The sequence below is a fragment of the Xanthobacter sp. genome, from assembly GCF_041911315.1.
Classification (GTDB): domain Bacteria; phylum Pseudomonadota; class Alphaproteobacteria; order Rhizobiales; family Xanthobacteraceae; genus Xanthobacter; species Xanthobacter aminoxidans.
In genome coordinates, this window is the sequence record NZ_JAYRPE010000070.1 from 1 (window position 1) to 10,674 (window position 10,674).

At 68.7% G+C, this 10,674-nt stretch carries 9 protein-coding genes; 8 read left to right on the top strand and 1 reads right to left on the bottom strand.

The window, feature by feature from the left end; genetic code table 11:
* Positions 1 to 547 (bottom strand): nickel transporter (locus ACE3QW_RS20165; protein ID WP_374253550.1); only part of this gene is annotated, 547 nt, incomplete at its 3' end.
* Positions 548 to 625: 78 nt separating this feature from the next.
* Here ACE3QW_RS20165 and ACE3QW_RS20170 point away from each other — a divergent pair.
* The 8 genes from ACE3QW_RS20170 to ACE3QW_RS20205 all read left to right on the top strand — a co-directional run bounded on the left by ACE3QW_RS20170 (position 626) and on the right by ACE3QW_RS20205 (position 10,588).
* Positions 626 to 1,591 (top strand): ATP-grasp domain-containing protein, encoded by a 966-nt coding sequence (locus ACE3QW_RS20170; protein ID WP_374253552.1) that lies wholly within the window; start codon positions 626 to 628, stop codon positions 1,589 to 1,591.
* Positions 1,592 to 1,646: 55 nt separating this feature from the next.
* Positions 1,647 to 2,111: a dihydroneopterin aldolase gene (gene folB, locus ACE3QW_RS20175; RefSeq protein WP_245279410.1), complete on the top strand. Its 465-nt coding sequence runs from the start codon at positions 1,647 to 1,649 to the stop codon at positions 2,109 to 2,111.
* A gap of 67 nt (positions 2,112 to 2,178) precedes the next feature.
* A complete protein-coding gene (locus tag ACE3QW_RS20180) occupies positions 2,179 to 3,168 on the top strand; it encodes a class 1 fructose-bisphosphatase (protein WP_374253554.1) in 990 nt (329 codons plus the stop codon).
* Positions 3,169 to 3,285: 117 nt separating this feature from the next.
* Positions 3,286 to 4,893, top strand: a complete 1,608-nt coding sequence (locus ACE3QW_RS20185; protein ID WP_374253556.1) for an acyl-CoA synthetase — start codon at positions 3,286 to 3,288, stop codon at positions 4,891 to 4,893.
* Positions 4,894 to 5,207: 314 nt separating this feature from the next.
* Entirely contained in the window at positions 5,208 to 6,410 is a 1,203-nt protein-coding gene (locus ACE3QW_RS20190; protein WP_374253558.1) for a glycosyltransferase, read from the top strand.
* Between the two features lie 8 nt (positions 6,411 to 6,418).
* Positions 6,419 to 7,969, top strand: a complete 1,551-nt coding sequence (locus ACE3QW_RS20195) for a glycosyltransferase family 39 protein (RefSeq protein ID WP_374253560.1) — start codon at positions 6,419 to 6,421, stop codon at positions 7,967 to 7,969.
* A 100-nt stretch (positions 7,970 to 8,069) separates the two neighbouring features.
* The gene (locus ACE3QW_RS20200) at positions 8,070 to 10,139 is read left to right on the top strand and encodes a putative bifunctional diguanylate cyclase/phosphodiesterase (RefSeq protein WP_374253562.1); all 2,070 of its coding nucleotides are present in this window, start codon (positions 8,070 to 8,072) and stop codon (positions 10,137 to 10,139) included.
* A gap of 170 nt (positions 10,140 to 10,309) precedes the next feature.
* Complete coding sequence (locus ACE3QW_RS20205) at positions 10,310 to 10,588, top strand: metallophosphoesterase (protein ID WP_374253564.1); 279 nt, start codon at positions 10,310 to 10,312, stop codon at positions 10,586 to 10,588.
* The last annotated feature ends 86 nt before the right edge of the window (positions 10,589 to 10,674 follow it).

Sequence of the window (10,674 nt, forward strand, 5' to 3'; positions counted from 1 at the left end):
CGCCGCCGGCGGCGTAGAGCGCGGGCGCCGCCCCCTGCCCCTCGGCCAGCCGGCCGGCGCGCTCCAGCGCGGCCATGTCCGGCCCCTCGCCGCTGCCGACGCGGGCGAGCGTCATGACGATCACGCGGGCCGGCCACAGGCGCGCATCGCGGTGCGCACGCGCCGGCCCGCGCGGTCCCGCGGCATCGTGGTCCAGGGAGAGAATCACCCCGTCCACGGCGAGCGCGGCCTCCACGTCGGCCTCGCCGAGGACTTCGGTGCCGACGATGCTGGTGCCGAGCCGGGATCTGGTGCGGGCGGCGATCTGGGCCGGATCGCGCTCCCCGGCATCCACCCACAGGTCGAGGCCGGGGAAGTCGCGGACGAGTTCCGCGATCGCGTCATCGTTGCGGCCTGCCCCGGTTATGGCATCGATATCAGCCACATAGAGGGTGCGGAACGGGGCGAGCGAGAGCAGCCCCGCCACCACGTCCCGCGGCCGGGCCGAGGGGGAAAGCGGCGTGACGATGGGACGATAGGCCTCGCGCTCGCCCCTGTGGGCACGCACGACCACCCCTCCCTTCAGGTCAACGACGGGGATAAGCTGCATGTCGAGGTCCGGCTGAGCGTTTGCGAGAGGAGCCCCATGCGCGTCTTCATCTGCGAGTACGTGACATCCGGTGGCATGCGCGACAAGCCCCTGCCGGAGGCGGCCCTGGCGGAGGGGCGCCTGATCCGCGACGCCATCGTCACCGATCTCCAGGAACTCGTCGGCATCAACCTGGTGCTGGCCTACGACGACCGCCTGCCGCCGCCCAACGAGGAGGCGGTGCCGGTGCGCAAGGGCGACGATCCCTGGATCATCTGGTCCGGCCTCGCCCAGGACGCCGACGTGGTGTGGCCCATCGCCCCCGAGGCCGGCGGCCTGCTGGCGCGCCTTGCCCGCCTGATGCGCGAGGGCGGGGCCCGCACGCTCGCGAGTTCCGGCGAGGCCGTCATCCTCACCTCGAACCGGCTGGCGCTGGCCCGCCGCCTCGCGGAGTACGGCATTCCGCACGTCCCGACCTACCCGCTCGATGCCCTGCCCTCCGGGCTCGACGGCGATCTGGTGACACGGCCTGAGGACGGCACCGGCTGGTCCGCCGCCCGCGCCTGGCCGAACAGGGCTGCCCTGCCCCGCGCCGGTGGCCTCGTCGTCCAGCCCTTCCTCAACGGCAACCTCGCCAGCCTCAGCGTGCTGGTGCGGCCGGACGGGGTGACATTGCTCGCGGCGAACCGCCTCAGCATCAGCCACCTTGTGGGCGTGTTCGCCTTCGAGGGCGTGCAGGTCGGCGGCATCGCGGATGAGGACGGACGCCTTGCCGAGACGGCGAGACGGGTGGTGGAAGCCATTCCCGGCCTCTCCGGCATCGTCTGCATCGACGTGATCCTGACGCCGGAAGGCCCTGTCGTGGCCGAGGTGAACCCGCGTGTCACCGCGTCCTATGCCGGACTGCACGCGGCACTCGGCGTCAATCCGCTCGCCTTCGTGCCCGAACTGATCCGCGAGGGCGTGCCGCCGTCCATGCCGCGGCTGCCGCGTCCGACTCCGGTCGAGGTGAAGATCCGTTGAAAGCAGGCGGCGAAACCAATAGGAAGGCATCGAGTTTGAGGCAGGGAGCGCGCCCATGGCGGCGCCTCCGCGCGAGGATGAGATGACCTCCGAAGATCCCACCGCCCTTGCGGACACGCAGGCCGACGCGAACCCCGCGCCCCGTACCCGTCCCCACAACACCGACCGGCTGTTCCTGCGGCAACTGCCCTTCTATGCGCGTCACGGCGTGTACGACGCGGAGCGGGAGCTGGGTCAGCGCTTCATCATCGACGTGGACTGCTGGTTCGATACCCGCCCCGCCGCCTGGGCGGACGATGCGGCTCTCACGGTGTCTTACCAGGGCATCTATGAGCAGGTCGCCGCGGTGGTGGGGGACGATCCCGTTCACCTCATCGAGACGCTGGCGGAGCGCATCTCCACGCGCCTTCTGGACCATTTCGAGATGGTCGAGCAGGTGCGCGTGGTGGTGCACAAGCCGGGCGCGCCTGTCACCGGCGTGTTTGGCGATGTCGGTATAGAGATCGTCCGCACCCGCTGAGGCGGGGCAAGACGAAACCCGATCGGACTGCCGTCGGCCCAGCCGGCGGATCGAAGGAGAGCACAAGGTGAGCGTTGCTGTGAGCCTCAAGACCTATCTCACGGACTGGGCAGGGAGCGACGCGTCGCGGCAGGCCGTGGCCGCCACCGTGACCGCCATCGCCGAGGCCGGGCTCGGCATCGCCGACCTCGTGGCCCGTGGCCCGCTGGAGGAGGGGCTCGCCAATATCCGTGGCGTCGATCCCAACGCCGGCGGCGACGCCCAGAAGGAACTCGACGTGGTGGCCGAGGAGCTGATCCGCGAGAAGCTCCTGCCCACCCCCACCGCCTTCCTCGCCTCCGAGGAGAGCGAGGAGCTGATCCCGCTCAATCCCGAAGGCCGCCTCGTGGTGGCGGTGGACCCGCTGGACGGCTCGTCCAACATCGACACCAACGTGTCCGTGGGCACCATCTATTCCATCATGCCTTATGACGCTGCGGCGTTTGCGAAGCCCGAGGATGCGGTGATGCGGCCCGGCTCGGCGCAGGTGGCGGCCGGCTTTCTCGCCTATGGCCCGGCGACCATCCTCGTCGCCACCTTCGGCGAAGGCACGCAGGTGTTCGTGCATGATCGCCGCACCGGCGAGTTCCTGCTGGCGCGAACCGATGTGGAAATTCCCGCCGAGACCAAGGAATACGGGATCAACCAGTCCAACGTCCGGCACTGGGATGCGCCCATGCAGCGCTATCTCGCCGATTGCCTCGCCGGCAAGGAAGGCCCGCGGGGCAAGGACTTCAACATGCGCTGGGTCGGCTCCATGGTGGCCGACGCCTTCCGCATCTTCACCCGCGGCGGCGTCTACGTGTACCCGCGCGACAAGCGCAAGGGCTACGACAACGGCCGCCTGCGCCTGATCTACGAGGCCTTCCCCCTCGCCTTCCTGGTGGAGCAGGCCAAGGGCGCCGCCACCGACGGCACGACGCGCATCCTCGACATCCAGCCCCACCACATCCACCAGCGCATCCCGCTGGTGTTCGGCTCGAAGGCCGAAGTGGAAGCCATCGCCTCCTATTATTGACGTGTGCGTCCCGCGCGCCTGTGGCGCGCGGGATAGCCTTGACCTCCCCCGGAAAAAAACGTTCGATCGTTTCCTTGAAGCGTAGCCGCCGGCAGAGCGGCGCCGAGGGAGGTGACGATGCTCGTTCCGGCCGATGACTATGCGGGGCTCAAGCGCGCCTTTTCCTGGCAGGTGCCGGCCCGCTTCAACATGGGCGTCGCCTGTGCCGATGCTCACGCGGACGGATCGGGCAAGCCGGCGCTGATCTTCGTGGAGGAGACGGGCGCGGTCCGCTCCTACAGCTTCGACGAGCTGACAGCCCTCACCAACCGTTTCGCCAACGTCCTCGTCGCCAAGGGCCTCCAGCGCGGCGACCGCTTGGCGGTGTTCCTGCCGCAGGCGCCGGAGACGGCCATCGCCCACATCGCCGCCTTCAAGGCGGGAATGATCTCGGTGCCGCTGTTCACCCTGTTCGGCGACGAGGCGTTGGAATTCCGGCTCGCCGCCTCGGGCGCGAAGGTGCTGGTGACGGATCTGGGCGGCCTCGCCAAGCTGATGCGGGTGCGGGACCACCTGCCCGACCTCGCCTATGTCTTCGTCATCGGCCCCGACAGTGGCGGCGCCCTCTCCTTCGACGCGGCGCTGGCGCAGGGCTCGGACCGCTTCACGCCGGCGGATACGGGGCCGGACGATCCCGGCATCATCATCTTCACCTCGGGCACCACCGGAAATCCGAAGGGCGCGCTGCACGGCCACCGGGTGCTGCTGGGGCACTTGCCCTGCATCGAGTTCGTCCACCAATACATGCCGCAGCCCGGCGACCTGCACTGGACGCCGGCCGACTGGGCGTGGATCGGCGGGCTGTTCGACGTGCTTTTCCCCTCGCTCTATTTCGGGGTGCCGGTGCTCGCCCACCGGGCCAAGAAGTTCGATCCCGACGCGGCCATGGCGCTGATGGCGGACCATCATGTGCGCAACGTCTTCCTGCCCCCCACCGCGCTGAAGCTGCTGCGGCAGGCGGACGTGAAGCACAGCGGCCTGAAGCTGCGCTCCCTCCTCACCGGCGGGGAGACGCTGGGGGCCGAGCTGGGCGCCTTCGTCGAGGAGCGGCTGGGTGTCGAGGCGCGGGAGATCTACGGGCAGACTGAATGCAATCTCGTGGTCGGCTCCAACTCCAGCTTTTTCCCCATCCGCCCCGGCTCCATGGGCAAGGCCATCCCTGGCCATGACGTGCGCATCGTGGATGACGCGGGCGTTGAGCTTCCCTGCGGAACGGAAGGCCACATCGGCATCCGCCGCGGCGATCCGGTGATGATGCTGGAATACTGGAAGAATCCCGAGGCCACCGCGCAGAAATATGCCGGCGATTTCCTCCTGACCGGCGATATGGGCCGGCAGGATGAGGAGGGCTATCTTTGGTACGTGGGCCGCGCCGACGACGTGATCACCTCAGCCGGATACCGCATCGGCCCCGGTGAGATCGAGGACTGCATCCTCAAGCACCCGGCGGTGGCGCTGGTGGCGGTGGTGGGCGTTCCGGATGCGCTCCGCACGGAGGCGGTGAAGGCGTGGATCGTGCCGAAGCCGGGCGTTGCTCCCTCCGAGGCGCTGGCGAAGGACATCCAGGACTTCGTGAAGACCCGCCTCTCCGCCCACGAATATCCTCGCCTCGTCTCCTTCACCGATGCCCTGCCCATGACCGCCACCGGCAAGATTCTCCGCCGTGAGCTGCGCGCAAGGGGGTAGCCAGGGAGCGAGCCCCGCATTCCCCGGCAAGACTGCGGCGGATCGCGCCTCAAAGCCGTAAGCTGGCTGTAAGCTTGGCTTCCTAGTGTCGTTGCCAAACGGGGGGAGGCTTGCGGTGCGCGCCCCCATCGCTTACGGGAGAGGCTGCCTGACATCCTTAGGCTGGCTGGTCAGCCGGACAGGTAGTGAGATTCGACATGGGGGAGGCTTGCGGCACTCTCCCCCACGTTCCCGGAAGGATCTGCGCCGGCGGCCCCAGCGCGACCGTACCTTCGACCCATCGTTTCGCAAGGCCGTAGGATAACGCACAAAGAATGCCGGATTCCGCGCCTGCCCCCTTCGGTTCCTCGTCTCCCCGCAGCCCCGGCGCCATCCGGCCGGGCAGCGCCGAGCCCGAATCCGATGCGACGGACGGCGTAACCGCCGGCGCGCTGCCTGCGGTGCCGCGGCTGTCCGTCATCGTCCCCACCTTCAACGAACGCGGCAACGTCGAGCGGATGCTCACCGGCATCGACGGCGCGCTGAAGGGCGTCCCCTACGAGGTGATCTTCGTCGACGACGATTCGCCTGACGGCACGGCAGACACCGTGCGGCAGATCGGCGAGCGGGATCCCCGCGTCCGCTGCATCCGCAGGGTCGGCCGGCGCGGCCTCGCCGGCGCCTGCATCGAGGGGATGCTGGCGGCCCAGGCGCCCCTCGTCGCCGTCATCGATGGCGATCTCCAGCACGATGTGAACGTGCTGCGGACCATGCTCGATCGGTCCCCTGATGCAGACCTCGTGGTTGCCAGCCGCTATGTGGATGGCGGCAGCGCCGACGGGCTGAACCGCCGCCGCGGCGCCATGAGCCGCACGGCCACCGGCATGGCGCGCCGCATCCTCGGCATCAAGACGTCCGACCCCATGAGCGGCTGCTTCCTCATCCGCCGTGCGCTGGTGGAACGCCTCGCGCCCGCCCTCTCGCCCAACGGCTTCAAGATCCTCCTGGACATCATGACAGCAAGCAAGGAACCAATGCGGGTCGTGGAAGTGCCCATGGCCTTCGCCGCCCGTGACGAGGGTGACAGCAAGCTCGACAGCCGCACGATGCTCGATTTCGTCACCCTCCTGATCTTCAAGGTCAGCGGCGGCACCATCTCGCCCCGTTTCGTCTGGTTCTCGGCCGTGGGCGGCGCAGGGCTGGTGCTGCACCTGCTGATGCTGAAGGGCGGACTGCTCGTCGGGCTCGGCTTCGCCGTGGCCCAGTCCATCGCGACCATCGGCGCCATGACGTCGAACTTCGCCATGAACAACGTCTTCACCTATCGCGACCGGCGGGTGAGTGGCCTCGCCATGCTGCCGGCCCTGCTGAAGTTCTACCTGATCTGCGGCGCCGGCGCGGTGGCCAATGTGGGCGTCGCCAGCTGGGTGTTCGAAGGCGGATGGCGCTGGTGGCTCGCGGGCGTCGCGGGCTCCGTGATCGGCGCGGTCTGGAACTTCGCCATGACCTCCCTGTTCGTCTGGGGACCGTCCAAGTGAGCGTATCCATGCCAGGTCTCGCGAGGCCTGGCGTCGGCGACCGGCCTGCAGGCCTCAAGACGCTGCAGGACCGGATTTCCCCCGCCTCGGCCCTTGCCGCCGTGCTCGTTTTCGCACTGGCCGTGCGTCTCCTTTTCGCCGCCACCACCGGGCTCGGCAACGACGAATCCTATACCGTCGTCACCAGCCGCATCCCGGCGCTGAGCTATTTCGACCATCCGCCCATGGCCTGGTGGCTGGCGCATTATTCCGCCGTTCTCTTCGGCTCGGAGGCCCCGCTCGCGGTGCGGGCGCCGTTCCTGTTGCTCTCCACCCTCTCGACCCTGCTCATGTATCTGCTCACGGCCCGGCTGTTCGGCCGCTGGGCCGGTGTGTGGGCCGCGCTGCTGATGGCCTGCGCGCCCGTGCTGGGCCTGACCAGCGCCACCTGGGTGCTGCCGGACGGGCCGCTCATCGCCTTCCTGCTCGCGGGAACGCTGGTGATCGCCCACGTTCTGTTCGACGAGCGGGCCCACCCTGCCCTGTGGCTTCTGGCCGGAGCCCTGGGCGGGCTGGCGCTGCTCTCCAAGTATCACGGCGTCTTCCTGTTCGCCGGAACCTTCCTGTTCCTGCTGCTGTGCCCGCGGCAGCGGAAATGGCTCGGCACCGTGTGGCCCTATGCGGGTGGCGTGGTCGCCCTCGTCCTGTTCTCGCCGGTGATTGCCTGGAACGTCGGCAACGGCTTTGCCTCCCTCGCCTTCCAGAGCGCGCGGGCGTCGGCGGCGGGCTTCCACCCGCTGATGGCGCTGATGGTGGTGGGCGGCATCGCCCTGTTCCTGACGCCCTGGATCTGGGTCGGCCTCGTGGCGGCGGCGGTGCGCGCGCTCAGGGCCCGGCCCGTCAACCCGCGCGCCCTCCTGCTCCTGTGCCTCGCGGCCGGGCCGGTGCTGGTGTTTCCGATGGTGGCGGCCTGGTCGGGCGCCAAGCCCTTCTTCCACTGGGCGGCGCCGGGCTATCTCATGCTCTTCCCCCTGCTCGGGCGGGCCACCGCGCAGCGCTGGGCCGCCAACGCCGCGATCCGGGGCTGGACGGTGTGGTCCGCGGGCTTCACGGCGGCGGGCGTGGCCGTGATCGCCACGGTCTCCATGGTGCCTTCCCTCGGCACGGCGGTCTCCGGCACCGGGGGCGACCCGCTGCGGGAACTCGCGACCTGGAGCGACCTCGACGCAGCCGTGCGGCGCCACGGCCTGACACCCGGCCCCCATGCCTTCGTGGCGACGCCCGTCTGGCATATGGGCGGAAAGGTGGGCTACGCCCTCGGCCCGTCCTGGCCGGTCGCCTGCATGGGCGACGACTGCCGCGGCTTCCTCATGAGCGACATCCAGCACGGCCGCCAAGGCGCGGACGCAGTGCTCGTGCTCGATGTCGCCGGATCGGAAGCCCAGATGAACGCCATGCGCCGGCGCTTCCAGAGCGTCGAGCCGCTGGAAACGGTGGAAATCCGCCACGCCGGGACGATGGTCGCGCTGGTGGTGCTCGCGACCGGGCGCGGCTATCTCGGCGCCCCATCGACGCGATAGGACTGCGAGGGCTACTTTTGGCCGCCCCGGTACCTCCTGTTCACCGACCCGGTCCATGATAGCTTGACCTTGAGCGTCGCGAGTGGGGGCGGGAAGCGGCATGTCCGGGATTTTCGACTGGCTCGAAAAGGGAATGCCGGCGGTGCTCGACGCCATCCCCGTGCCAGTGTTCGTCAAGGACCCGGACAGCCGGTTCATCCTCATCAACCGGCGTTGCGAGGAACAGTGGGGCATCCCGCGCACCGAGGTGGTGGGCGGCACGGGGGAAGGCATCTTCCCGCCGGAACAGGTGATGCGCCTCATGGAGAACGATCGCCGCGCGCTGGAGGGTTCTGCCGTCGCGTGCGACGAGGTGATGCGCAACGTCGCCCTCGGCCAGGACCGCACCCTGCACACGCTGCGGCGCGCCATCCGTGATCAGGGCGGGCGGACGTGCTCCCTGGTGGGCGTGTCCGTCGACATCACCGACATCAGGCGTACCGAGCCTGCCCTGCGGGACAGCGAGGAGAAGCTGCGCGGCCTGTTCGAGCTTTCCCCCCTCGGCATCGTGCTGAACGGAATGGACGGCAGCTACCTCGAGTTCAATTCCGCATTCTGCGCCATCTGCGGCTACAGCCCGGACGAGCTGCGGCGGCTGGACTATTGGACACTGACGCCGACGAAATACGCCGCGCAGGAGCGCGAGCAGCTCGATGCCTTGCTGACCCAAGGCCATTACGGCCCCTACGAGAAGGAATACATCCGCAAGGATGGCAGTCTCGTGCCGCTGCGCCTCACCGGCGTGCGGCTCCATGCGAGCGACGGCGGGTCCTACATCTGGTCCATCGTCGAGGACATCTCCGCCCAGAAGAAGGCGCAGGAGGCGGTCTGGTACCACGCCAATTTCGACGACATCACCGCGCTCCCCAATCGGCGCCTGGTCCACCAGCGGCTGGAAGAGGAGATCGCGCGGGCGCGCGGGACCGGCCGGCGCATGGCGCTGCTGTTCGTCGACTTCGACCGCTTCAAGGAGATCAACGACGCCTTCGGCCACGACAAGGGCGACATGCTGTTGAAGGAAGCCGCGCGGCGCCTCGCCGAGCGCCTGAGCGCGGGCGATACGGTCGGCCGGTTGAACGGGGACGAATTCATGATCGTCGCCGCCGAAGACGACATCCGGCGGCTGCGCGAACTGGCGGACGACCTGAGACAGGCACTCGGCGCCCCCTACCGTCTGGGGGCAGACCTCGCCTATTCCTCGGTCAGCATCGGCATCGCCGTGTTCCCGCAGGATGGCGAGAACGCCGAAGCGCTGGTTCGCCATGCCGACCAGGCCATGTACGAGGCCAAGGGGCTGGGTCGCAACCGCTGCCGCTTCTTCCGCAGCGCGCTGCAAGAGGAGGCGACACGGCGCGGCCGCATCGCCAACGAATTGCGCGGCGCCATCGCAGGCGACCAGTTCCGCCTGTTCTACCAGCCCATCATCGACCTTGGGACGGGCGAGGTGGTGAAGGCGGAGGCGCTGCTGCGCTGGCAGCATCCGCAGATGGGGCTCGTCAGCCCCGCAGAGTTCATCCCGGTGGCCGAGCAGACCGGCGAAATCATCGCCATCGGCCAGTGGGTGTTCGAGGACGTGCTGCGCCAGATCACCGCCTGGGACGCCGCCGGCCTGCCGCCCATCCGCATCGGCGTCAACCGCTCCCCGGTGGAGTTCCGCCAGTCCGCTGACGTGCTGGACGCCTGGGCCGAGCGCCTCGCGGAACATGGACTGTCCGGCCGGCGCATCCTGGTGGAGATCACCGAGGGGCTGCTGGTGGAACTGAGCGACACGGTACGCGACCAGTTCGAGCGGCTGCAGGGGATGGGAATCTCCCTCTCCCTCGACGATTTCGGCACCGGGTACTCATCCCTCGCCTATCTCAGGAAGTTCGACGTCGATTTCCTCAAGATCGACCGCGCCTTCGTGCAGGGCGTCGAGCGCGGCTCCGACGATCTCGCCTTGTGCGAGGCCATCATCGTGATGGCGCAGAAGCTCGGCATCGAAGTGGTCGCCGAGGGCATCGAGACGGAAGACCAGTGCGCACTGCTGGTCACGGCGGGTTGCCGGCTCGGCCAGGGCTTCCTGTTTTCCCGCCCCCTGCCCGCCGATGCCTTCGCCGCCTATCTCCGCGGCGCGGCGCAGCGCGGCTGAGGCGGGAAAGACCACCTGCTACGCGGGGGCCCGGGTCCGAAACGCACGCTGGCTCACGGAGCGCTTCGGCCTCGTCCGCGTCCAGGCTGAGATTGCCGCCGTGGCGGAGTTGGATGCCCCTTCGCTCGGCCGCGACGCTCCGGCTGTGCCGGGATTGTGAGAGACGGGTCATGCCCGTCACCTTCGCCATAGGCGACCTGCACGGCCGGTTCGATCTGCTCGACGCAGTGCTGGCCACCATCAAGGCCCGCACCGATGGTGGCACGATCGTCTTCCTCGGCGACGATGTGGATCGCGGACCGCAGAGCCGGGAAATCATCGAGCGCCTCATGGCCGGTCTCTCACCTGGCTGGGAGTGGCGCAGCTCTCCGCACCTCGATTGTGCGGATCTGCATCTAGGCTCAGGACCTATTAATTGCGTTCTGGATGTGATTCACAGTCTCCATTGAGGAGGCTGGCATGGGTGATTTGTTCCTGTTGAGCGCGCGTCAGATGGCTCGGATCTCGCCGTTTTTCCCGTTGGCCCATGGGGTGC

What these genes read in the sequence shown, in the direction of transcription:
- ACE3QW_RS20200 (WP_374253562.1), top strand. Translation starts at nt 8,070, where the DNA reads ATGTCCGGGATTTTCGACTGGCTCGAAAAGGGAATGCCGGCGGTGCTC.
- ACE3QW_RS20190 (WP_374253558.1), top strand. Translation starts at nt 5,208, where the DNA reads ATGCCGGATTCCGCGCCTGCCCCCTTCGGTTCCTCGTCTCCCCGCAGC.
- ACE3QW_RS20185 (WP_374253556.1), top strand. Translation starts at nt 3,286, where the DNA reads ATGCTCGTTCCGGCCGATGACTATGCGGGGCTCAAGCGCGCCTTTTCC.
- folB (WP_245279410.1), top strand. Translation starts at nt 1,647, where the DNA reads ATGGCGGCGCCTCCGCGCGAGGATGAGATGACCTCCGAAGATCCCACC.
- ACE3QW_RS20205 (WP_374253564.1), top strand. Translation starts at nt 10,310, where the DNA reads ATGCCCGTCACCTTCGCCATAGGCGACCTGCACGGCCGGTTCGATCTG.
- ACE3QW_RS20170 (WP_374253552.1), top strand. Translation starts at nt 626, where the DNA reads ATGCGCGTCTTCATCTGCGAGTACGTGACATCCGGTGGCATGCGCGAC.
- ACE3QW_RS20195 (WP_374253560.1), top strand. Translation starts at nt 6,419, where the DNA reads ATGCCAGGTCTCGCGAGGCCTGGCGTCGGCGACCGGCCTGCAGGCCTC.